Consider the following 21,776-nt stretch of genomic DNA (forward strand, 5'->3'; position numbering starts at 1 on the left):
CACATCAACGACACGGGGAGATTCGATGGATGACGCTGCCCGGGATCCGGTGCCGCAGGTGACCACGGCGGGGGAGTACGTGGCGTTGCTCAGGGAGGTGCGGCGGCGGTCCGGCCTGACCTATCGGGAGCTCGCCCGGCGCGCCTCGGCGGCCGGACACTGGCTGCCGCCGAGCACCCTCGCGACGATGCTGGGCCGCACGACGCTGCCCCGGGAACGCACCGTCGTCGCGCTGCTGGTCGCCTGCGGTACCCCGCCGGTCGAGGTCGACAGGTGGCTGGCGAGGCGGCGGGACCTGGAGGCCCGCCTCGCCGAGCGGGGTCGAGGGGAGAACGACGCGGTACGGACCCCTGCCGACCCGTCCACGACCGTCGTGGCGAACATCCGCCCGAGCGTCGGCCCGGTGCCGCCCCGACCCGAGGCGCCCTGGCCGGCCCGTCGCTGGCTTCGGCTGGCGTTGCTGGCGGCGTTCGGCGTCCTGACGGTCGGGGCGTCCGGGGCACTGCGACCGCTCGCCCCTGCCACAGTGGACAGCTCGCCGACCGATGGCTGCCCGACGGTATTGCGTCAGGGCATGTACGGCCCCTGCGTGCTGAACCTGCAGGAGCACCTGGTGGCCGACGGACTCACCGTGCCGGTCGACGGCTGGTTCGGCCCAGAGACCACCAGCCGGGTGATGGTGTTTCAGGCACTCGGCGGCCTGCCGGTCAGTGGCACCGCGGACGAGCGGTTGTTCGACGAGTTGGCCGGCGACCGGAAGGTGCCCGCCGCCTGGCCGGAGGACCGGATCGGCAAGCACCTGCGGCGGACGTTCCCGGAGGATCCGGCCGGGGCGGTGCAGGTGGCGCGCTGTCTGTCCGGATTGGACCCGTACCGGCTGGAGGTCGTCGAGGACGGGTCGCGGCGTTGGGGGTTGTTCCAGTTCAGCGACGTGGAGGTGTCCCGGTTCGGCGTCGACCGCCGCACGGCGCTGGACCCGGGTTGGAACATCGCGGCGGCACGGGAGATCTGGTCTCGTACCGGCGACTTCGGCCACTGGAACTGCGGTCGCGCGTGACGCTCCCCGTCCGGTCCACGAACCGGACGGGGAGCATCCCCCCGTCACCCCTACTGACGGTTCACGGTCGCAGGCGGTTGGCGAACACGTACGCGCCCACGGACCGTCCGGTGCTGAGCCCGGCCTCCGCGTCGAACCGGTAGTGCACGCCGAGGTAGATCCGACTCAGCGCGTTCTCCTCGGCGGCGTGGTCGAAGCCGGTCATGTGCCGGACCACGCGCACGGCGTGCGGATCATCGGTGGTGGCGTCGAAGGCGATCGCGTCGGTGCCGAAGAATCCCTTCATCACCGCCGACCACGCTCCCGCGAAGGTGGCGTGCCCGGAGACGTAGGCCGGGAACGCCGGCGTGTACGGCACCCCCTCGCGGGTCTGCGACAGCGGCTGCCAACCGGGGCCCTCCGTCGCCTCGATGGCGGTCACCGGGCGCCACAGGTCGATCGATGTCTGGTACTTGGCGTCCCAGGCGGCGATGGCGGCGTCGGCGAGGGAGAGGGCGACCAGCCCGAAGAGCCGGGCGTTGGCCAGGATGCCGAGCTTGCGCTGCTCCGCCACGATCCGGGTGTGCGCGAAGAGTTGACCCGGCGGCTTGTACGTGCCGCCCAGGTCGTTGGCCCAGAAGAACGCGATCTGGGTCTGGTCGGCGGTCCGCAGCGACGACGTCCGACCGCCGTAGTCGCGGACCTCCCGCACCTGGGTGTCGTATTCCTCCTTGTCGAGCAGGTTGTCGTAATCGCTGGCGCCGGCCGGTAGGCCGGGCCGGAACTGCCGGCCCGAGGTGAGCGCGAACGGGGTGACCAGGCCCCAGTTCGGGCTGACCGCCGCCTTGCCGTTGGTCGGTCGCCACGACCCGGGTACGCCGTCCAGTTGGTACGGCGTGTTGTTGCCGGAGCCGTCGTTGGCGCGGGCCTGGAGATTGGCGGTGGCCGCCGCCGCGCCGACGGTGTCACCACGGGCGACCTCGGCGGCGTTCACCCCGGACGGCCGGAGGGCGACAGCGCTGGCGAGGGCCTGGGCGTACGACTGGCCCTGGCCGCCGTACAGGGCGGTCAGCACGTCGTACGCGGCACGGTCGATGGCCGCGTGCAGGGACGGTGCCACGACGTTGTCCATGGTGCCCGGGTAACTGACCGGCACCCGTACCCGATAGGGGTTGCCCACTCCGGTGACCGAGACGGCGGCGTCGTGCATCGCCGCGTGCAGGATGGCGGCCTCGCGGGACGAGGAGGTGGGTGGCAGGTCCAGTGCCTTGTACGTGGACAGCAGGACACCGTTCCAGTACAGGATCGGGTCGGTGGCCGGGTCCACGGCGAGTGGGGTGAGCGAGATGTTGTCCAACCGGACCGTCGAGGCGGCCTGGCCGCCGAAGTGGAACAGCAGCACCGCCTTCGGGTCGCCGAACGGGGACGCGAAGTCGAAGCTGAACCGGCGCATCGTGGGCGTGAGCGTGACGCTCTGGTCGACGGCGGAGGTGAAGGGCGTGTCCGCCCGGGAGACCGAGACGCGCAGCGGACGGTTGACGTCGGCGGCGGCGTCGAACTGCAACCGGTACGGCTGCGCGGCCGTCACGCCGAACTCGAAGTGACCGACCAGGTCCTCCCAGACCGGCTTACCGACCGTCGCGCTGGTGCGGACGCGCAGTTGCCCGGCGTCGACCGTCGTGCTGGTCGAGGCGAGCCGGGTCCACCAGGGCTGAGTGCTGCCGTTGTCGAACGTGCCGTTGAGGATGAGGTCGCCCGCGGCGGCGGCGGCCGGTGCGGGGCGGACGAGGGCCGTGAGGGTGCTGACGAGGGCGACCGCGAGTAGCATGCTGAGCAGACCACGGAGTTGCCGTGCGTTGATCGGTGGGGACATCGAGAGCCTTTCCGGTCCGGGACCGGCGACGACCAGGTCGTTGCCGTGAGGATCGGCTCACCGTAGGAGTGTTCGCGCTGTTCACGGCCACCGAACAGCGCTCGGAACGGTGCCGTACGACAGCGGGCGCCGGCGTCCGTTCAGGACACCGACGCCCGCCGGGCGAACCGCCGACTCAGCCGATCGTCTCCCGCTCCCGCCAGGCGGTGCGCAGCGAGGTCCGTCCGTTGGTGCGCAGCAGCGACCCCTCGTACACGCGGGCGCCGGCCAGCAGGAACGCGCCGGTGGCGAGCAGCAGGATGACGAGCGAGACGATCGGCTCCCAGGCGGCCGCGTCGCCGGTGAACAGCCGCAGCGGCATCGCGGTGGGCGACGAGAACGGCAGGTAGGACAGCACCCGCATCGCGGTGTCGTTGTCGTTCAGGAAGATCACCGCGAAGAACGGCAGCATGACGGCGAGCTGCACCGGCGTCGACACGGCGGCGATGTCCTCCTGCCGGTTGGCCAGTGCGCCGGCCGCCGCCCACATGGCGGCGAGCAGCACGAAGCCGACGACGAAGAACGGCACGAACCAGCCGATCGCCGGGGCCAGCAGGGTGAGCAGGCCCCCGCTGTCGCCCATCTGCAGCCCGATCACCGCCATCACCGCGATCAGCGCGATCTGCCCGAACGCCAGGATCGCGCCGGCCACCACCTTGCCCGCCAGCAGGGCTCGGACCGGCACGGCGGCGACCAGGATCTCCACGATCCGGGTCTGCTTCTCCTCGATGACGCTCTGCGCGATCTGCACGCCGAACGTCTGCGAGGTGAGGAAGAAGACGAACGCGAAGACGAACGGCACCAGGAACGCCACCACCGGGTCGACCGCGTCCGGGTCGAGCAGGCGTACGGTCGGTTGGCTGCTCAGGGCCCCGACCACGTCGTCGGGGGCGTCATCCATGGCCAGGACGGCCGGTCCGGCGACCACCGCGGCGTCCACGTCGTCGTCGCGGACGGCCCGTTCGGCGGCCCGGTCATCGGCGACGACCCGGACCTCCAGTCCGGCGGCGCGCAGCGGCGCGGCCATGCTCTCGGTCACCGCCACGGTGGACGGACCGCCGGACAGCAGCGGCGGCAGGATGGTGCCCGCCGCGGCGATCAGCAGGAAGAACAGCGTGCCGAACAGAAACGTACGGTCGCGCAGCTTGACCCGGATCTCGCGGTCGGCGACCAGTCGGGTGGCCTCGGTGATGTTCACTGGGTGACCTCTCGGAAGATCTCGGTGAGCGAGGGGCTGACCGGGCGGAAGGCGCGGACCGGGCCGCGGTCGAGGGCCGCCCGCAGTACGGGCTGTTCGTCGGTTCCGGCCGGCAGGTCGAAGACCACGCGGGCGCCGTCCAGCTCCACCACGGTCACCCCGGGGTGGTCGCGTACCCAACCGGCGTCGTGCTCCACGACCAGCTCGAAGCGGGGCACGGTGTACGAGTCGCGCAGCTGCTGCCGGCTGCCGGCGGCCCGGATCACCCCGTCGGCAATGATCACCAGGTCGTCGCAGAGACGCTCCACGACGTCGAGCTGGTGGCTGGAGAAGAGCACCGGCACACCGGCCGAGGCCCGTTCCCGCAGCACGGCGACGACGGTGTCCACGGCCAGCGGGTCGAGGCCGGAGAACGGTTCGTCGAGCACCAGCACCTCGGGGTCGTGCACCAGCGCGGCCGCGATCTGGGCGCGCTGCTGGTTGCCCAGCGACAGCGTCTCCAGCAGGTCGTCGCCGCGCTCACCGAGCCCGACCCGCTCCAGCAGCGCGTCGGTGGAACGCCGTGCCGCGGCGGGGTCCAATCCGTGCAGCCGGCCCAGGTAGGTCACCTGCTCGCGGGTGGTCATCTTGGGGTAGAGGCCCCGCTCCTCCGGCATGTAGCCGAAGCGCCGACGGTCCTGCCGGGTCAGCGTCGTGCCGCCCCAGCTCACCTCGCCGGCGTCCGGGGCGAGGACACCCAGGATGATCCGCATGGTGGTGGTCTTGCCGGCGCCGTTGGCGCCCACGAAGCCGGTCATCCGACCGGCGGACACCTCGAAGGACACGTTCCTGAGCACCTGACGGTCGCCGAAGCTGCGGTCGACGCCGTCGAGGCGAAGCGTTCTGGTCACGCACCGACGCTAGATCGAGTACGGCGCTCTGCCGTCCGCCCGGCGGGTGAGCGGGCGGGTCCACCTCGCGGCGGACACCGTTCACCCGCCGGGCCGGACCACCCCGTTCTCGTACGCGAACACCACGGCCTGCACCCGGTCGCGCAGACCGAGTTTGGCCAGCACCCGGCTCACGTGCGTCTTCACCGTGGCCTCGCCCAGGTGGATGGTCGCGGCGATCTCCGCGTTGCTCGATCCGGCGGCGAGCAGCACCAGCACCTCCCGTTCGCGCGGGGTCAGCTCGGCCAGCGCGGCGTCGGCGGCCGGGCCCCGGTGTGCGGTGCCCGCCGGGTCGCCGGGCCGGGCGAACGTGGAGATCACCCGGCGGGTGATCTCCGGGGCGAGCAGACCGTCACCCCTGGCCAGCACCCGGATCGCCTCGACCAGCTCCTCCGGCGTGCCGTTCTTCAGCAGGAAACCGCTGGCCCCGGCCCGCAGCGCGGCGAAGAGGTAGTCGTCGCGGTCGAAGGTGGTGAGGATCAGCACCGCGGGCGCCCCGGGCCCGTCGGCGACGATCTGCCGGGTGGCCTCCAGGCCGTCCATCCCGGGCATCTCGACATCCATGAGTACGACGTCGGGGCGGGTGGCTCGGGTCATGCTGACCGCCCGTTCACCGTCGGCGGCCTCACCGACCACCTCGATGTCGTCCTCCACCTCCAGGATCACCCGGAAGCCGGTACGGACGAGGTGCTGGTCGTCGGCGAGCAGCACCCGGACCGTCGGGCCCGGGTCCGGCGTGTGCGGGGTCGCGGCGCTCATGCCGACAGCTCCGTCCCGGCCGTCGCCGGCCGCCCGTCGCCGGGCTCCCGTTGGGGGCCGACCGGGGTTTCCGCCGCCAGCGGAAAGCGGGCGCGTACCCGCCAGCCACCGCCGGCCCGGGGCCCGGCCTCCAGGTCGCCGTCGTGGGCGGCGACCCGTTCGCGCATCCCGATCAGGCCCAACCCGACAGTGTCGGCCCGTCCACCGGCGCGTCCGTCATCGGTCACATCGATCTCCACCTCCCGGGCCAGGTAGCGGACCCGTACGTCCAGCAGCGTCGCGTCGGCGTGCTTCAGGGTGTTGGTCACCGCTTCCTGCGCCACCCGGTAGGCCGCCTGGGAAACCGACTCGGGCACCGCGACCGGGTCGCCGTACACCCCCAGGGTTGCCGTCAGTCCGGCGGCCCGAGCCCGCTCGACCAGCTCGCCGATCCGTTCGACGCCGCCGACGGCTGGCGACTCGGCGTCGACACCGGCGGAGGTCCGCAGCACGCCCAGCATCCGACGCAGCTCGTCGACGGCGGTGCGGGCGCTCTGCTCGATGGCGGTGAGGGCCGTCCGGGCCTTGTCCGGATCGCGGTCGAACACCCGGCGGCAGGCGGACGCCTGCACACCCATCACCGACACGTGGTGGGCGACCACGTCGTGCAGTTCCCGGGCGATCCGGACCCGTTCACCGAGCACCGCCCGTTCCCGGGACTCGGCCTGCGAGCGGCGCAGGTCCTCGGCCTGGGCGCGTAGCTCGTGCTCGCGGCGCGCGGCCACCCAGGCGGTCTCGCCGAAGAAGTACGCGAAACCGAAGGCCAGCACGTTGACCAGCACACCGGTGACCACCGCGGCGAGTACGGGTGGCACCGGGCCGACCGCGTCGACGAAGGAATCGGGTGGGATGTGGTCGAACATCACCGTGTAGTAGACCCCCAGCCAGGCGAACATCGTGGCGATCACACCGATTCGCAGGCGGCGGGACAGCTGGTGGTCCCGACCCCAGGCGCCGAGGGTGTAGAGGCCGCAGAACAGGGCCCAGGAGGAGAACTGGGTCTCCGGGGCCGATCGTGCCTGCGCGGCGATGAAGGTCACCGCGACGACCAGCAGGGTGGTGGCCGGCCAGCGTCGCCGCCAGAGCAGCGGCAGGGTCACCGCGATGGTCCAGAACACCTGTTCCGGCCCGGACGGCGGCGAGCCCAGCAGGAAGGCCCCGGTGCTGCGGGCCAGGGTGAGACTCACCAGCGCCAGCCCGGTGATCCCCAGGCCGATCCAGAGGTCGTTGCGGCGCTGCTCCGCCGTCGGACCCGGACGGCGCCATTCGTCTCGCGGTGCCACGGTCATCCGGGAACGATGCCACGTCACCCACCGGTTACGGCCAGCGGGCGGGCCACCGCGCTCACGCCAACGGGCGACGGCCCGGCGCGGGGTGCGCGCCGGGCCGTCGGGTGGGGTGTCGCTCATGCCGTCTGGCGACGGGTCTTGATCGCGGTGTCGATCAGGTCCCAGACCACGACCACGGCCGCACTGACCGCGATGACCGCGCCGAGGACGTCGCGGTTGTCCGCGTCCGCCAGCCAGGTCAGGCGCTCGGCCAGGGCCGGGTTGAGCAGCCGGTCGGAGAGTGCCAGCCACACCAGCGGGACTGAGAACGCCAGGTTGAGCAGCGCCTTGATGCCGAACAGGGTCCAGGTCCAGCGTCCGATCCGGTACTTGACGATCTCGAAGATCACGCTGGCGACCAGCACGACGATCAGCGCCGGCAGCCAGAACGACCACAGCGCCGCATCGAGGATCGGGATGTTGTCGCCGTCGCTGCCGTGCACCCAGGACTGGAAGTGCTGCACGGGCAGGTACGCGATGGTGACCACCAGCATGACCACCGAGGCGATGGTGTCGGCGAGGGGGATGCCCCGGTGCACCGGGGCGTCGGGCAGTTGGTCGACCGTCCAGCCCGGCAGCTCGGCGGTGGGTTGGGCCCGCTCGATGATGGCGAAGGTCAGGGTGAGCCAGAAGCCGATGTGTACGGCCACGTGCAGGGCGGCGACGACGCCGGGCCCGATCGCCCCGAAGCCCTTGCCGCCGGCCGCCTCGACGACGGTGACGATCGTGCCGACGAGCGCCGGGATGAAGCTGAGCAGCAGCTTCAGCAGTCGCAGCCAGACCAGGTAGTAGGTCGGGCCGATGAGTTGCAGCCGGCGGTCGGCGTACCGGGCGGCCAGCTCGTCCGGGTTGCCCAGCTCGGTGAGCACCTCCCGCTCGGCCACGGTCGGGTCCGCGCCACCGCCGGTGCGGTCGTCGATCATGTCCTCGATGGAGGCCCGCAGCTCGGTGGCGATCTCGTCGCGGCGCTGGGTGGGCACCGAGCGCAGGGTCGCGGCGAGGTAGCGGTCGGTCAGGGTGTTCATCGGTCCACTCCTTGGATCAGCCCGGTGATGGAGGTCTGCACGGCGGCGAGGTCGTCCAGCAGCCGGCTCAGCATCGACTCGCCCTCGTCGCTGGTCCGGTAGAACTTGCGCGGTCGGCTCTCCTCGGTGTTCCACTCGCTGGTCAGCAGGCCCTGATCCTCCAGGCGACGCAGCAGCGGGTAGAGCGTGTTGGCGTCGACCGGAAAGCCGTGGTCGGTGAGCCGTTGCAGCAGTGCGTAGCCGTAGTCCGGTCGGCGTAGCGCGACCAGGCTGGCCACCACGACGGTGCCTCGACGCAGTTCCTGTAGGTGCGTCCGTAGAACGTCCTCGCTAACCATGCGTCACACCATACTGTGTGCCACACACTGTTGTCTAGGCCGACATCATCGTGTTCGCCTAACCTCTGTTTCCGGGCAGTACGACGTACGGGGCGCCCGGTCGACACCGGACGCCCCGCACCTGGGCAATCAGCAGGACGGGCGCTGCCGGAAGTTGCGCTCGACGAAGCTGGCGGGGCCGACCTGGAAGTAGCCCACGCCCGGACGGATCGGGTGCCCGGTGAACAGCTCCACCCGCGACCCGACCCGGACCAGGTACGCCTCGGCGTCCCCCGCGTCGTTGCGGATCAGCGACCCCCGCCGGCCGTAGATCGTCTCCAACTCGGCGAAGGACATCCCGACCGTGGCACCGGCGGGGGAGCGCGGCGGGGCGGTGGCCGTACCGACCTCCACCAGTCGCCCGTCGCGGAAGGCCAGCAGCAGCACGCCGGCCCAGGAACCGGTCACGCCGGCGTGCACCACCCCGGCGCAGCCCGGCGCGGTCCAGTCGATGTGCCCGTTCGCGGTGAGCGCGGCCAGGCTGGCGCCGATCCGGTACACGCCGGCACCGGCGACGCTGAGCACCTGCGGGTGGTCGTGCCCGACGGTCGCGGCGAGCGGACCCCGTGCCGAGGCCGGCGCGGCGCCGCCGGCCAGCTGCGTTGCGGCCGCCGGGCCGGCGACGGTCACCGGGACGAGCGTGCCGAGCGCCAACGCGGCGGTGGTGAGCAGGATCGAGGGACGATTCATGATGGCTCCTTCGGTGATGGGTCTCCTGCCCTGTTAGTCACCGTGCCGGGGCCAACGGTTCGTCGGGAATCGGCCCGACCGGGTCTACTGTGCAGAGAGACGCCGGCCGGGGGTGACACGGTGACGGCACCACTGCGGATCGGGCCCTACGCCATCGAGCGTCTGCTGGGCGTCGGTTCGTTCGCGACGGTCTGGCTGGGCCACGACCGAGTGCTCGACGCGCACGTGGCGATCAAGGTGCTGGCCGAGAACTGGAGCCACGACCTGCGGGTCCGGGAACGTTTCCTCGATGAGGCCCGGTTGCTGCGCCGGCTGGAGCACGAGCGGCTGATCCGCGTGCACGCCGTCGGTGAGTTGCCCGACGGCCGGCCGTACGCGGTGCTGGCCTGGGCGGACGGGGGCAGCCTCCGCGACCGGCTGGCCACCGCCGAGATCCCCGCGCCGGCGGCGCTGCGGCTGCTCGGCGAGGTCTGCGCCGGGGTCGCCGTGCTGCACCGGCACGGCGTCGTGCACCGCGATCTCACCCCGGGCAACATCCTGTTCCGCTCCGCCGGCCCCGGTGGCGACGAACGGGTGCTGATCGCCGATCTCGGCCTCGCCAAGGCGCTCGCCGCCGCCTCCGGGCTGACCGCTCGGGCCGGCACCCCGGGTTACATGGCTCCCGAGCAGGACGACCCGGGAGTGGTGGTCGACACCCGCGCCGACGTGTACGGGCTCGGCCGGCTCGGCATCCGGCTGCTGGCCGTCGACCCGTCGAGCGCACACCCGGCCAGACCCGATCCGCCTCGGCGCGCCCCGGCGATCCGGCTACGCGACGGCGTGCCGCCGGAGGTCGCGGCGGTGCTCGTCCAGGCCACCGCCCACCACCCGGCGGACCGCTACCCCGACGCCGCGACCCTGCACGCCGCGTTGACCCGCGCGAGTCGCCCGGCGGGACGGCCCGTGTCGCCGACCGGCGGGGGCGGCCCGGAGAGACAGCCGGTCGCGCCGACGCGCGCGAGCGGCCCGGTTGCGGCGACCGGCCCCCCGCCGCAACCGTCACGCCGGCCGGGGACCCGCCGCCGGTGGCGGCTGGCCGGTGCCGCCGTCGTGGCCGTCGCCGCGCTGGGCGGAGTGGGTGCCGAGCCGAGTGACGGCGGGTCGGGCCGGCCGGTCGGCGGCACGTACACGGCCGGGCCGCTGACCGTGGCGTTGCCGTCCGGCTGGTCCGCCACGGGTGCCACCTGGGCCGGTCAGTACGGTGCCGACGGCGAACCCGAACCGGCGCTGGTGCTGTCGCCGCAACCCCGCCGCTGGGCCGCCGACCCCCGAGTGCCGGGTGCGTTCGTGGGCCTGTCGGCCAGCACGGCGACCCGCACCACGCCGGCCGGGTTCCTGGCCGAGCGCACGCACGGCGACTGCGTGCCGGCGCCGACCCGCACCACCTGGCAGGCGGGCGTCGAGTGGACCGTGGTGGCGTACCGCTGCGACCGGGGTCGGCCGCAGATCATCGAGTCGGCCGCTCTGCACCCCGGCCGTCCCGCCCTGGTGTACGCGCAGATCGTGCCGCCGGCGGGGAGCGGACCCGCCTTCGTGGACACCCTGCTCGCCGGCGTACGCCTGCGGTAGGTGCGGCGAACGCGGCCGGCGGCAGCAGCCCCCGGGGCTAGCGGACCACCACCGTGATGGTGTGCTCCCGGCCCTCCTTCGGAATCGTCACGTCGACCGTGCCGGGGCGGACGAAGCGGATGTCCACCACCCCGGCCTCGTAGTGCTGCGAGACCAACTCCGGACGGTCCACGGTGACGAGCCCCGGCCCGATGCCCTGGATCCGCAGCACCGCACCGGTGGCGAAGCAGAGCGATCGCAGCAGCTCGACCTCGGTCTCGGCGAGCGGTAGGTCGTAGCGGACCGCACCCTGACAGGCCGGAGTCGCGTCGGTCGGCGGGGGAGTCGTCCGGGGCGTACCCCTTGTCCTGGTGGGTGTGGGCGGTGCCGCGACCGGGCGCGCGCTGGTCGGCGGTGGTCGGGACGGCGACGCGGTGGGCGCGGGGATCGCGGAGGTCGCGACGGGCGTCGGTGTGAGAGTGGTGGGGCCGGGCGGTTGGACGGGCAGCGGCGAGACGGCGTCGGCGCCGCAGGCGGCGACCCCCACGGTGGCCGCGAGGACGACGACGAGCCGGCGGAGCGGTGCCGGGTTCATGCGGCACCGAGCCGTTGCCGGACCTGCCGCCGGGCCAGGTGCAACCGGGACTTGACCGTGCCGACCGGCAGGTCGAGCAGGGTGGCGATCTCGGGGTAGCTCAGCCCGAGGACGTCGCGCAGGGCCACCACCTCGGCGTGATCGGGGTGCACCGAGTCGAAGGCGTCGAGCAGGTCGAGGCGGGTGCCGGCGACCACGCTGGTGCGTCGGGGGTCGGCCTGGTCGGGCACCGGTACGCCACCGGCCTCCAGCCGGCAGCGGCGGCGCAGCGTGCGGTATGTGGAGCGAGCCCGGTTGGCGGTCAGCCGGTGCAGCCAGGTGCGGAACGAGGAGCGCCCCTCGAACCGGGTGATGCCGTTGGCGAGCGCGAGCAGCGTGTCCTGGCAGGCTTCCTCGGCGTCCTCCCGGTTGGGCAGGAACCGCGCGCACAGTCGCAGCACCTCCGGGCGTACCGCGACCAGCAGGGCGTCCAGTGCCGCCGGGTCGCCGAGCGCGGCGGACCGGGCCAGGGCGTCGATGTCGTCCGCGTCGGGCATGCCGGATGTCCAATGCTCGCCGGTGCCGATTCCTGAGCGTACGACCGGTGCCGCGCGAGCGACCCCGTACCGTCCGGCACCCGACCCGAACCGGCGGGCTACTCGAAACGCGACACGTCGCCGGCGCCCCGGCGCAGGATCTCCGGCTCGGGACCGGACAGGTCGATCACGGTGGTCGGCTCCTTGCCGCAGTCACCGGCGTCGAGCACCGCGTCGAGCTGGTGGTCGAGCCGTTCCTTGATCTCCCAGCCCTGGGTCAACGGCTCCTCGTCGCCGGGCAGGACCAGCGTGCTGGACACCAACGGCTCGGCCAGCTCGGCCAGCAGCGCCTGGGTGACGGTGTGCCGGGGCACCCGCACACCGACGGTCCGCTTCTTCGGGTGCAGCATCCGGCGCGGCACCTCCTTGGTGGCCGGCAGGATGAAGGTGTAGCTGCCCGGGGTCGACGCCTTCACCAGTCGGAAGACCGCGTTGCTGATCTGGACGAACTGGCCGAGCTGCGCGAAGTCGTGGCAGACCAGCGTGAAGTGGTGCCGATCATCGAGCTGCCGGATCTGCCGGATCCGGTCCAGCCCGTCCTGGTTGCCCAACTGGGTGCCGAGCGCGTAGCAGGAGTCCGTCGGGTAGGCGACCAGCCCACCACCGCGGATCAGGTCCGCGACCTGCCCGATGGCCCGGGGCTGGGGGTTCTCCGGGTGTACGTCGTAGTACCTCGCCATGCTCCGAGACTAGGCCCACGCGGGGGCGATCAGGAGACGAGGGCCACCCTCGGCGCGGACGGTGGAGCCGCCGAGATCACCTCGGTAGGGTAGGTCCCGGTCGGCTCCGACCAACAAGATCCACAACGCCGGGGGGCGCCACGCATGGCTGATTCGTTCGCGCATCTGCACGTGCACACCGAGTACTCGATGCTCGACGGAGCGGCCCGACTGAAGGACCTGTTCGCCGAGGCCAAGCGGCTGGGCATGCCCGCTGTGGCGATCACCGACCACGGCAACATGCACGGCGCGAACGACTTCTACAACCAGGCGATGGCCGCCGGGATCACCCCGATCCTGGGCGTCGAGGCGTACGTGGCGCCGGAGTCGCGCTATCACAAGGCGCGGGTCAAGTGGGGTCGTCCGGAGCAGAAGAGCGACGACATCTCCGGTAACGGCGCGATCACCCACAAGACCATGTGGGCGAAGAACGCGCAGGGTCTGAAGAACCTCTTCACCCTCAACTCGCGGGCGTCCATGGAGGGGCACTACGTCAAGTGGCCCCGGATGGACATGGAGCTGATCGCCGAGCACGCCGAGGGGATCATGGCCACCACCGGCTGCCCGTCCGGCGCGGTGCAGACCCGGTTGCGGCTGGGCCAGTTCGACGAGGCCCTCAAGGTCGCCGCCAGCTACCAGGACATCTTCGGTAAGGACAACTACTTCCTGGAGATCATGGATCACGGCCTCTCCATCGAGCGCCGGGTCCGCGAGGGGCTCACCGAGATCGCCCGCAAGCTGGACATCCCGCCGGTGGTCACGAACGACTCGCACTACACCCACGAGGCGCAGGCCACCGCCCACGACGTGCTGCTCTGCGTGCAGACCGGCAGCAACATCGACGACCCCAACCGGTTCCGGTTCGAGGGCGGTGGCTACTTCATCAAGAGCGCCGACCAGATGCGTGCGGTGGACTCGTCCGAGCTGTGGCAGGAGGGTTGCCGCAACACCCTGCTGGTCGCCGAGAAGGTCGACCCGACCGGGATGTTCGAGTTCCACAACCTGATGCCGCGCTTCCCGGTGCCCGAGGGGGAGACCGAGGAGTCCTGGTTCCGCAAGGAGACCTTCGCCGGCCTGGGCCGCCGCTATCCGAACGGCATCCCGGAGGGGCACGTCGTCCAGGCCGAGTACGAGCTGGGCGTCATCAACCAGATGGGCTTCCCGTCCTACTTCCTCGTGGTCGCCGACTTCATCCAGTGGGCGAAGAACCAGGGCATCGCGGTGGGTCCGGGCCGTGGTTCGGCCGCCGGCTCGCTCGTCGCGTACGCGCTGGGCATCACCGACCTGGACCCGATCCAGCACGGTCTGATCTTCGAGCGGTTCCTCAACCCCGAGCGGGTCTCGATGCCGGATGTCGACATCGACTTCGACGAGCGTCGGCGCGGCGAGGTGATCAAGTACGTCACCGACAAGTGGGGTGAGGACAAGGTCGCCCAGATCGCCACCTTCGGCACGATCAAGGCGAAGGCCGCGATCAAGGACTCGGCCCGGGTCCTCGGTTTCCCGTACGCGGTCGGCGACCGGATCACCAAGGCGATGCCGCCGGCGGTGATGGGCAAGGACATCCCGCTCACCGGCATCTTCGACAACAAGCACCCCCGCTATGCCGAGGCGGGTGAGATCCGCGGCCTGTACGACTCCGACCCGGACGTCCGCAAGGTGATCGACACGGCCAAGGGCATCGAGGGGCTGATCCGGCAGACCGGTGTGCACGCCGCTGGCGTCATCATGTCCGCCGAGCCGATCATCGAGCACATCCCGTTGATGCGCCGCGACGCCGACGGGGCGATCATCACGCAGTTCGACTACCCGACCTGCGAGTCGCTCGGGCTGCTGAAGATGGACTTCCTCGGCCTGCGCAACCTGACGATCATCGACGACGCGGTCAAGAACATCGAGCTGAACCACGGCCGCAAGCTCGACCTGCTGGCCCTGCCGCTGGACGACAAGGCCGCGTACGAGCTGCTGGCCCGGGGCGACACCCTGGGCGTGTTCCAGCTCGACGGTGGGCCGATGCGGTCGCTGCTGCGGTTGATGAAGCCGGACAACTTCGAGGACATCTCCGCCGTGCTGGCCCTGTACCGGCCCGGGCCGATGGGCGTCGACTCGCACACCAACTACGCGCTGCGGAAGAACGGCCTCCAGGAGATCACCCCGATCCACCCGGAGCTGGAGGAGCCGCTGCGGGAGATCCTGGCACCCACCCACGGCCTGATCGTCTACCAGGAGCAGGTGCAGCGCGCCGCGCAGATCCTCGCCGGCTACAGCCTCGGTCAGGCGGACCTGCTGCGCCGGGCCATGGGTAAGAAGAAGAAGGAGATCCTCGACAAGGAGTTCATCCCGTTCCGGGACGGTTGCCGCGAGCGCGGCTACTCCGACGAGGCGATCCAGGCCGTGTGGGACGTCCTGGTGCCGTTCGCCGGGTACGCCTTCAACAAGGCGCACTCCGCCGCGTACGGCCTGGTCTCCTACTGGACCGCGTACCTGAAGGCGCACTATCCCGCCGAGTACATGGCCGGGCTGCTCACGTCCGTCGGTGACGACAAGGACAAGATGGCGCTCTACCTGTCCGAGTGTCGCCGGATGCGGATCCAGGTGCTGCCGCCGGACGTGAACACCTCGGCCGGGCCGTTCACCCCGGTCGGCAAGGACATCCGCTTCGGCCTGGCCGCCGTGCGCAACGTCGGCGCGAACGTGGTCGCCTCGATCATGCGGTGCCGGGAGGAGAAGGGCGAGTACACCGACTTCTACGACTTCCTGTCCAAGGTGGACGCGGTGGTCTGCAACAAGAAGACCATCGAATCGCTGATCAAGGCGGGCGCGTTCGATTCGATGGAGCACCCCCGCAAGGGCCTGCTCGCGGTGCACGCCGACGCCATCGACGCGTACGCCGATGTCAAGCGCAAGGAGGCCGTCGGCCAGTACGACCTGTTCGGCGCCGGCTTCGGTGACGCCGACACCGGCAGCACCACGGTGATGCCGACCATCGGCGACACTGAGTGGGACAAGCGCGACAAGCTGGCCTTCGAGCGGGAGATGCTCGGCCTGTACGTCTCCGACCACCCACTGTTCGGCCTGGAGCACATCCTCAACGCGGCGGCCGACACCACCATCGCCTCCCTGGCCGAGGAGGGCGCGGTGCCCGACGGCGCGGTTGTCACCCTGGCCGGCATCCTGTCCGGGGTGCAGCGCCGGGTCACCAAGCAGGGCCGGGCCTGGGCGTCGGCCACCCTGGAGGACCTGGCCGGCGGGGTGGAGACGCTGTTCTTCCCCAACACCTACGAGGTGATCGGGCAGTACATCGCCGAGGACGCCATCGTGGTGGTCAAGGGGCGGGTGGACCGCCGCGACGACACCCCACGGATCATGGCGATGGACATGTCCATGCCGGACGTCAGCACGAGCGCCACCAACAAGCCGGTCACCCTCACCATCCCGGTGCACCGGTGCACACCACCGTTGGTGGAGCGACTGAAGGAGACCCTGGTGCTGCACCCCGGCGACACCGAGGTACACGTCAAACTGCAGAACGGCGGGCGCACCACCACCCTGCGGCTGGGCCCGTTCCGGGTGGCGGCGACGACCGCGCTGATGGGTGACCTGAAGAGCGTCCTCGGCCCGGCCAACGTGAGCTGACCTGGCCTCGGTCCGGCCGGGGTATGTCCGGCCGGACCGAGGACGGCCTGGCTCAGCCCCGGTCGGGGGCGCTGATCTCCCGCAGCTGGCCGTCGGCCAGCCGCAACCAGCGCTGCACGCCAATCTCGGCGAGGAACCGCTCGTCGTGGCTCACCACCACGAACGCCCCCTGGTACGCGGCGAGCGCGCTCTCCAACTGACCGACGCTGACCAGGTCCAGGTTGTTGGTCGGCTCGTCGAGCAGCAGCACGTCGGGGCGGCGCAGCAGTTGCGCCGCCAGGCCGAGGGAGACCACCTGACCGCCGCTGAGGGTGTGCAGCCGCCGGTCGAGGGACAACTCACCCAGGCCGAGCCGGTCCAACTCCGAGCGGGTGCGCTCCTCGATGTCCCAGTCGTCGCCGATGGTGGCGAAGTGTTCCTCGCTGGCGTCGCCGGCCTCGATGGCGTGCAGCGCCGCGACCCGCTCGGCCACGCCCAGCACCTGCGCCACGCTCAGGTCACCGGCCAGGGGCAGCGTCTGTGGGAGGTAGCCGAGCAGGCCGTCGACGGTGACGCTGCCGCCGGTGGGCCGCAACTCCCCGGCGATCAGCCGCAGCAGGGTGCTCTTGCCGGCGCCGTTCGGCGCGACCAGGCCGGTGCGGCCGCCCGGGACGGTGAAGGACAGTTCCGAGAAGACCGGGGTGTCGTCCGGCCAGGAGAAGGAGAGATTCGAGCAGACGATGAAGGCATCAGACATTGCGAGAGACCTCAAAGGGGTGGGTGGGCGCGACTGGACCGCCCGACGACAACGGGAACCGGTGGAACGACGGCATGGCCACGGCGGCTGCGCGGAACGCGCGCCGAACCGATGGCCGAACACATCCGGTCTCACCCGGAGATGTCGTCGTCACCCGCCATGTCTGGTCTCCCTGGTCGTGCCGCTAACCCAACGCCGCCGAGTCTAACAACGGATCTTCGCCCCGCCACCCGGTTCCCGGCCGGCTGACGTCCGAAGACACCCAGCGCAGCCCTAGGAGACGTCGAAGACCTCGTCGAAGGGAAGCAGCACGATCTCGGACCGCCACTGTGCTAGGTCGGCCAGCTTGCGCGGCCCCCAGCTACGGAGTGCTGTCCATTTGGTCAACTCCGCGAGCGTCACGAACGTGATGCAAAGGGTCTTACCGACCAGACGAGCACGAAGACGGTCGGGGAGCCGTCCCCGCAGGATCGCCGACGCCACATCGGTGTCCAGGACGACGAGACTCATGCGGCACCGGCCTGCCGGGACGCGTGGAGGTCGGCGAGGAACGCGTCCAACTCGTCGTCCGACTCGAACAGATCTGGGCGTGCCAGGTCGTCCACGGAGGCGATGGGCCGAATGCCCTGCCGGCGAGCCAATTCCACGGCCGGTACATGCTCAGCCGTCGGCCACTCGGGAATCCGCTCGGCGTTGCTTGACGTCACGGCGCACCTCCTGCGTGTCTGGTCGTCTCCGATTCTCCCACCTCCGACATCGATACGAGGCACGTCAGGGCCGGTCGTCCCGGCCGCGTTGCGGTCCGCGCTCAGCGGGGTCGGTACTCGACCTCGGGGCGGCCGGGGGTGCCGTAGCGGGGGGTGCGGGCGGCCCGGTCAACCGTCACCAGGTACTCCAAGTAGCGGCGGGCGGTCACCCGGGAGATGCCGGTCCGCGCGCTCACCTCGGTCGCGGACAGTCCGACCTCCGCGCGCGCCCCGTCGGTGAGGGCGGCGCGTACCCGATCGAGGGTCTGCGCGTCGAGCCCCTTGGGCAGGCTGTGCCCGGCGGTGCCGCGCAGCGTGGCGAACATCTGGTCCACCTCGTGCTGGGCGGCGACCTCGCCGTCGGCGAGCGCCTGGGCGCGGTAGTCGGCGTACCGCTCCAGCTTGTCGCGGAACGCGGCGAACGTGAACGGCTTGAGCAGGTAGTGGGTCACCCCGAGGGACACGGCGGTGCGCACCACCGCCAGGTCCCGTGCGGACGTCACCGCGAGCACGTCGACGCTGCTGCCGGCCGCGCGCAGCGCCCGGCAGACGTCCAGGCCGTGCAGGTCGGGCAGCCGAAAATCCAGGAGTACGAGGTCCACGTCACCGCCGCCGCCCGCGCGCAGGGCCGCCATCGCCGCCCGTGCGGTGTGCGCCACCCCGACCACCACGAAACCGGGAACCCGTTCGGTGTACGCGCTGTGCGCCTCGGCCAGCAGCGGCTCGTCCTCGACGACCAGCACCCGGATGTCGGTCATCACCGCTCGATCCTGCCCGGCACCCGGACGGTGAACAGGCTGCCGCCGTCGTCCGAGCGAGCCACCTCGGCGCTACCGCCGTGCCGGCGCACCACCTGCCCGACCAGCGCCAGGCCGAGACCCCGCCCGGTGCTCTTGGTGGACCAGCCACGCCGGAACGCGTCGGCCACCCGCTCCGGGGCCAGCCCGGGGCCGCTGTCGGCGACCCGGACCACCAGCTCGTCGTCGACCTCCCCGACGAAGACCCGTACCCGGCGGGGCGCCGGCGTGCCGGACACCGCCTCCAGGGCGTTGTCGACCAGGTTGCCGACCACGGTGAGCAGGTCGCCGGTCGGCAGCGGACTGTCGTCGAGGCGGCAGTCCGGTTCGATAACCAGGTCCACCCCGCGTTCGCCGGCCTGCGCGGACTTGCCGAGCAGCAGCGCGGCCAACGCCGGCTCGGTCACCGCGCCGACCACCCGGTCGGTCAGTTGCTGGGCGAGGGCCAGATCGCGGGTGCCGAGTCGGACGGCCTCGTCGGCGCGGCCCAACTCGACCAGGGTCAGCACGGTGTGCAGCCGGTTGGCCGACTCGTGGGTCTGCGCCTGCAACGCCTCGGTCAGCGCCCGCACCGAATCCAGCTCACTGGCCAGCGTGCGCAGCTCGGTCTGGTCGCGCAGGGTCAGCACGGTGCCGAGCACCGTGCCCTCGAAGCGGGTGGTCCGCTGGTTGGCGACGAGCACCCGGTCACCGGCGAGGATCGGTTCGTCGCGGGCGTCGCGCCCGGAACCGAGCAACTCGGCCGCAGCCGGCGGGAGGTCGATGCCGGCCACCGGCTGGTCGATCACCGGCGCGTCCGCGTCGAGCCCCAGCAACCGACGCCCCTCGTCGTTGACCAGCGCCACCCGCCGGTCGGTGGTCAGCACGACGAGACCTTCGCGCACCGAGTGCAGAACGGCGTCGTAGTACTCGTACATCCTTGTCATCTGGGCCGGACCCAGACCGTGCGTCTGGCGACGCAGCCGGCGGCTGAGCAGCCAGGAGCCCGTCGCGGCGAGCGCGAGGGCCGGCGCGGCCACCCCGAACAGCACCGGCAACTGGCCGAGCAACTTACGGTCGATCGCGCGGGTGGTGATGCCCACCGAGACCAGTCCGACGATGTGTCGCTGTTCGTCGTACACCGGAACGACCGCGCGCACCGACTCGCCGAGCGTCCCGACGTTGGTGGTGGTGAACGGGCGTCCCGCCAGGGCGGGCCTGATCTCGCCGACGAACGGCTCGCCGATCCGGTCCCGGGTCGGGTGCGAGAAACGGGTGCGGTCGGGGGCCATCACCACCACGAAGTCGGTGCCGGTCGCCTTCCGGGTCGATTCGGCGTACGGCTGCAGCAGGCTGGCCGGGTCGGCGGTGGTGAGGGCCGCCCGCACGTCGGGGGAGCCGGCCACGGTCTGCGCCACCGCGAGCACCTCCTCCTGCGCGGCCTGGCGGGAGTCGCTGCGGGCCAGCCAGACGGCGCCCGCCGCGCCGGCCAGCACGAGCAGCGTCACCACCATCGCCTGGAGGGCGAAGAGTTGCCCCGCGATGCTCCACTGACGTCGGGCCACCCCTCATCACCTCCTCGTCGCGCCATTGTGGGTGCGTTGCGGTGAACAGAATGACCGCAAGGCTGTCAACTGGTGAGACGCGCTTCACATTGTCGACATGGACACCACCACATCCGCCACCACCCCGGCACCGGCGGTCCGCCGGGACCGTACCCGTTACCTGTATCTGGCCGTCATCGTGGCCGTGTTCGCCGGCATCGTGGTCGGCCTGGTCGCCCCCGATTTCGGCAAGGAACTCAAGCCGATCGGCACCGGCTTCGTCAACCTGATCAAGATGATGATCAGCCCGGTCATCTTCTGCACCATCGTGCTCGGCGTCGGCTCCGTCCGGCAGGCCGCGAAGGTCGGCCGGGTCGGCGGCCTCGCCCTCGGCTACTTCCTGACCATGTCGACCGTCGCCCTGGCCATCGGCCTGGTCGTCGGCAACCTCATCCACCCCGGCTCGGGCCTGGACCTCGGCCCGGACCTCGCCGGTTCCGGCAAGGCCGCCGCCGGTGACGAGGCCGCCGGTACGGCCGAGTTCCTGCTCGGGATCATCCCGACCACGCTGCTCTCCTCGCTCACCGAGGGCAAGGTGCTCCAGACGCTGCTGGTCGCCCTGCTGGTCGGCTTCGCCGTGCAGGCCATGGGCCGTCGTGGTGAGCCGGTGCTCAGCGCCATCACCGTCATCCAGCGGGTCGTCTTCAAGGTCCTCGCCATGATCATGTGGCTGGCGCCGATCGGCGCTTTCGGCGCGATGGCCGCTGTGGTCGGCGCGACCGGCATGGACGCCCTCAAGAGCCTCGCCCAGATCATGGTGGGCTTCTACGTCACCTGTCTGATCTTCGTGCTGGTGTTCCTGGGCGCGCTGCTGTGGTTCGTGGCCCGGATCTCGATCTTCTCGCTGCTGCGTTACCTGGGCCGGGAGTTCCTGCTTATCCTGTCGACCTCGTCGTCGGAGTCGGCGCTGCCGCGGCTGATCGCCAAGATGGAGCACTTCGGCGTGAGCAAGCCGGTCGTCGGCATCACCGTGCCGACCGGCTACTCGTTCAACCTGGACGGGACGGCGATCTACCTGACCATGGCGTCGCTGTTCATCGCGGACGCGCTGGGCAAGCCGCTGGCCATCGGTGAGCAGATCTCGCTGCTGCTTTTCATGATCATCGCGTCGAAGGGCGCCGCCGGGGTCACCGGTGCCGGGCTGGCCACGCTGGCCGGCGGGCTCCAGTCGCACCGGCCGGACCTCGTCGACGGGGTGGGGCTGATCGTTGGCATCGACCGGTTCATGTCGGAGGCCCGCGCGCTGACCAACTTCGCCGGCAACGCGGTGGCGACCGTGCTGGTGGGCACCTGGACCGGAGAGTTCGACCGGGAGCGGGCGGTCGGAGTGCTCAGCGGCAACGACCCGTTCGACGAGGCCACCATGGTCGACGAGCACGACGACGACGAGGCGGCGCCCCGCCCCGACCAGAAGGAGACCGCGCCGGCCGGAGCGCCGGCCTGAGTCACGGCGTGGACCGGGGTCGCGGCGGCCGAGTGTCGCCGCGACCCGCCCCGCACGATCCCGCC

Annotated in this window: 19 protein-coding genes and 1 pseudogene; 4 read left to right on the plus strand and 16 right to left on the minus strand. The window is 71.4% G+C overall.

All coding sequences use genetic code 11. From position 1 onward, the window contains the following. The first annotated feature begins 25 nt into the window (after positions 1-25). Complete coding sequence (locus tag ACIBF8_RS05245) at positions 26-1,057, plus strand: helix-turn-helix domain-containing protein (RefSeq protein ID WP_396781100.1); 1,032 nt, start codon at positions 26-28, stop codon at positions 1,055-1,057. Between the two features lie 61 nt (positions 1,058-1,118). Here ACIBF8_RS05245 and ACIBF8_RS05250 read toward each other — a convergent pair whose 3' ends face one another. The 8 genes from ACIBF8_RS05250 to ACIBF8_RS05285 all read right to left on the minus strand — a co-directional run bounded on the left by ACIBF8_RS05250 (position 1,119) and on the right by ACIBF8_RS05285 (position 9,293). Continuing rightward, entirely contained in the window at positions 1,119-2,909 is a 1,791-nt protein-coding gene (locus ACIBF8_RS05250; RefSeq protein WP_396781101.1) for a carbohydrate binding domain-containing protein, read from the minus strand. Between the two features lie 175 nt (positions 2,910-3,084). Then, positions 3,085-4,146 carry an ABC transporter permease gene (locus ACIBF8_RS05255; protein WP_396781102.1) on the minus strand — a complete coding sequence of 354 codons (1,062 nt, stop codon included), beginning with the start codon at positions 4,144-4,146 and terminating at the stop codon, positions 3,085-3,087. Next, the gene (locus ACIBF8_RS05260; RefSeq protein ID WP_396781103.1) at positions 4,143-5,036 is read right to left on the minus strand and encodes an ABC transporter ATP-binding protein; all 894 of its coding nucleotides are present in this window, start codon (positions 5,034-5,036) and stop codon (positions 4,143-4,145) included. The genes ACIBF8_RS05255 and ACIBF8_RS05260 overlap by 4 nt, the downstream gene beginning before the upstream one ends. An 81-nt stretch (positions 5,037-5,117) precedes the next feature. Then, positions 5,118-5,834 carry a response regulator gene (locus ACIBF8_RS05265; protein WP_396781104.1) on the minus strand — a complete coding sequence of 239 codons (717 nt, stop codon included), beginning with the start codon at positions 5,832-5,834 and terminating at the stop codon, positions 5,118-5,120. Further along, a complete protein-coding gene (locus ACIBF8_RS05270) occupies positions 5,831-7,162 on the minus strand; it encodes a sensor histidine kinase (RefSeq protein WP_396781105.1) in 1,332 nt (443 codons plus the stop codon). Before ACIBF8_RS05270 ends, ACIBF8_RS05265 begins: the two co-directional genes overlap by 4 nt. A gap of 116 nt (positions 7,163-7,278) precedes the next feature. Continuing rightward, positions 7,279-8,226 (minus strand): permease prefix domain 1-containing protein, encoded by a 948-nt coding sequence (locus ACIBF8_RS05275; RefSeq protein ID WP_396781106.1) that lies wholly within the window; start codon positions 8,224-8,226, stop codon positions 7,279-7,281. Further along, the gene (locus ACIBF8_RS05280) at positions 8,223-8,564 is read right to left on the minus strand and encodes a PadR family transcriptional regulator (protein ID WP_110564981.1); all 342 of its coding nucleotides are present in this window, start codon (positions 8,562-8,564) and stop codon (positions 8,223-8,225) included. Before ACIBF8_RS05280 ends, ACIBF8_RS05275 begins: the two co-directional genes overlap by 4 nt. 129 nt (positions 8,565-8,693) lie before the next feature. Continuing rightward, the gene (locus ACIBF8_RS05285; RefSeq protein WP_396781107.1) at positions 8,694-9,293 is read right to left on the minus strand and encodes a hypothetical protein; all 600 of its coding nucleotides are present in this window, start codon (positions 9,291-9,293) and stop codon (positions 8,694-8,696) included. A gap of 120 nt (positions 9,294-9,413) precedes the next feature. On the opposite strand from ACIBF8_RS05285, the gene ACIBF8_RS05290 reads away from it, so the two are divergent. Continuing rightward, the gene (locus ACIBF8_RS05290) at positions 9,414-10,901 is read left to right on the plus strand and encodes a protein kinase (RefSeq protein WP_396781108.1); all 1,488 of its coding nucleotides are present in this window, start codon (positions 9,414-9,416) and stop codon (positions 10,899-10,901) included. Between the two features lie 37 nt (positions 10,902-10,938). On the opposite strand, the gene ACIBF8_RS05295 is transcribed toward ACIBF8_RS05290, so the two are convergent. The 3 genes from ACIBF8_RS05295 to ACIBF8_RS05305 all read right to left on the minus strand — a co-directional run bounded on the left by ACIBF8_RS05295 (position 10,939) and on the right by ACIBF8_RS05305 (position 12,730). Continuing rightward, complete coding sequence (locus ACIBF8_RS05295; RefSeq protein WP_396781109.1) at positions 10,939-11,475, minus strand: hypothetical protein; 537 nt, start codon at positions 11,473-11,475, stop codon at positions 10,939-10,941. Beyond that, positions 11,472-12,011, minus strand: coding sequence for an RNA polymerase sigma factor (locus ACIBF8_RS05300; protein ID WP_396781110.1), 540 nt, complete (start codon positions 12,009-12,011; stop codon positions 11,472-11,474). Before ACIBF8_RS05300 ends, ACIBF8_RS05295 begins: the two co-directional genes overlap by 4 nt. Before the next feature lie 98 nt (positions 12,012-12,109). Then, complete coding sequence (locus ACIBF8_RS05305; RefSeq protein ID WP_396781111.1) at positions 12,110-12,730, minus strand: L-threonylcarbamoyladenylate synthase; 621 nt, start codon at positions 12,728-12,730, stop codon at positions 12,110-12,112. A gap of 144 nt (positions 12,731-12,874) precedes the next feature. Here ACIBF8_RS05305 and dnaE point away from each other — a divergent pair, with 144 nt between their 5' ends. Continuing rightward, entirely contained in the window at positions 12,875-16,405 is a 3,531-nt protein-coding gene (dnaE, locus tag ACIBF8_RS05310) for a DNA polymerase III subunit alpha (RefSeq protein ID WP_396781112.1), read from the plus strand. A gap of 79 nt (positions 16,406-16,484) precedes the next feature. On the opposite strand, the pseudogene ACIBF8_RS05315 reads toward dnaE, so the two are convergent. The 5 genes and pseudogenes from ACIBF8_RS05315 to ACIBF8_RS05335 form a co-directional block, all read right to left on the minus strand. Further along, positions 16,485-17,141: pseudogene (locus ACIBF8_RS05315) on the minus strand (ATP-binding cassette domain-containing protein); the annotation flags it as partial. 273 nt (positions 17,142-17,414) lie between these two features. After that, entirely contained in the window at positions 17,415-17,651 is a 237-nt protein-coding gene (locus tag ACIBF8_RS05320) for a hypothetical protein (RefSeq protein ID WP_396781113.1), read from the minus strand. Then, the gene (locus ACIBF8_RS05325; protein ID WP_396781114.1) at positions 17,648-17,848 is read right to left on the minus strand and encodes a hypothetical protein; all 201 of its coding nucleotides are present in this window, start codon (positions 17,846-17,848) and stop codon (positions 17,648-17,650) included. Before ACIBF8_RS05325 ends, ACIBF8_RS05320 begins: the two co-directional genes overlap by 4 nt. 101 nt (positions 17,849-17,949) lie before the next feature. Further along, positions 17,950-18,645, minus strand: a complete 696-nt coding sequence (locus tag ACIBF8_RS05330; RefSeq protein ID WP_396781115.1) for a response regulator — start codon at positions 18,643-18,645, stop codon at positions 17,950-17,952. Then, positions 18,645-20,228, minus strand: coding sequence for an ATP-binding protein (locus tag ACIBF8_RS05335; RefSeq protein ID WP_396781116.1), 1,584 nt, complete (start codon positions 20,226-20,228; stop codon positions 18,645-18,647). Before ACIBF8_RS05335 ends, ACIBF8_RS05330 begins: the two co-directional genes overlap by 1 nt. A gap of 97 nt (positions 20,229-20,325) precedes the next feature. On the opposite strand from ACIBF8_RS05335, the gene ACIBF8_RS05340 reads away from it, so the two are divergent. Further along, positions 20,326-21,711: a cation:dicarboxylate symporter family transporter gene (locus ACIBF8_RS05340; RefSeq protein WP_396781117.1), complete on the plus strand. Its 1,386-nt coding sequence runs from the start codon at positions 20,326-20,328 to the stop codon at positions 21,709-21,711. Positions 21,712-21,776 lie beyond the last annotated feature (65 nt).

Origin of the sequence: Micromonospora sp. NPDC050276, assembly GCF_044459545.1 — a bacterium.
Classification (GTDB): domain Bacteria; phylum Actinomycetota; class Actinomycetes; order Mycobacteriales; family Micromonosporaceae; genus Micromonospora.

Excerpts from the sequence above, each read along its gene's own strand:
- ACIBF8_RS05245 (WP_396781100.1), top strand. The coding sequence starts at position 26 with ATGGATGACGCTGCCCGGGATCCGGTGCCGCAGGTGACCACGGCGGGG.
- ACIBF8_RS05250 (WP_396781101.1), bottom strand. The coding sequence starts at position 2,909 with ATGTCCCCACCGATCAACGCACGGCAACTCCGTGGTCTGCTCAGCATG.
- ACIBF8_RS05265 (WP_396781104.1), bottom strand. The coding sequence starts at position 5,834 with ATGAGCGCCGCGACCCCGCACACGCCGGACCCGGGCCCGACGGTCCGG.
- ACIBF8_RS05270 (WP_396781105.1), bottom strand. The coding sequence starts at position 7,162 with ATGACCGTGGCACCGCGAGACGAATGGCGCCGTCCGGGTCCGACGGCG.
- ACIBF8_RS05275 (WP_396781106.1), bottom strand. The coding sequence starts at position 8,226 with ATGAACACCCTGACCGACCGCTACCTCGCCGCGACCCTGCGCTCGGTG.
- ACIBF8_RS05280 (WP_110564981.1), bottom strand. The coding sequence starts at position 8,564 with ATGGTTAGCGAGGACGTTCTACGGACGCACCTACAGGAACTGCGTCGA.
- ACIBF8_RS05285 (WP_396781107.1), bottom strand. The coding sequence starts at position 9,293 with ATGAATCGTCCCTCGATCCTGCTCACCACCGCCGCGTTGGCGCTCGGC.
- ACIBF8_RS05295 (WP_396781109.1), bottom strand. The coding sequence starts at position 11,475 with ATGAACCCGGCACCGCTCCGCCGGCTCGTCGTCGTCCTCGCGGCCACC.
- ACIBF8_RS05300 (WP_396781110.1), bottom strand. The coding sequence starts at position 12,011 with ATGCCCGACGCGGACGACATCGACGCCCTGGCCCGGTCCGCCGCGCTC.
- ACIBF8_RS05305 (WP_396781111.1), bottom strand. The coding sequence starts at position 12,730 with ATGGCGAGGTACTACGACGTACACCCGGAGAACCCCCAGCCCCGGGCC.
- dnaE (WP_396781112.1), top strand. The coding sequence starts at position 12,875 with ATGGCTGATTCGTTCGCGCATCTGCACGTGCACACCGAGTACTCGATG.
- ACIBF8_RS05320 (WP_396781113.1), bottom strand. The coding sequence starts at position 17,651 with ATGAGTCTCGTCGTCCTGGACACCGATGTGGCGTCGGCGATCCTGCGG.
- ACIBF8_RS05330 (WP_396781115.1), bottom strand. The coding sequence starts at position 18,645 with ATGACCGACATCCGGGTGCTGGTCGTCGAGGACGAGCCGCTGCTGGCC.
- ACIBF8_RS05340 (WP_396781117.1), top strand. The coding sequence starts at position 20,326 with ATGGACACCACCACATCCGCCACCACCCCGGCACCGGCGGTCCGCCGG.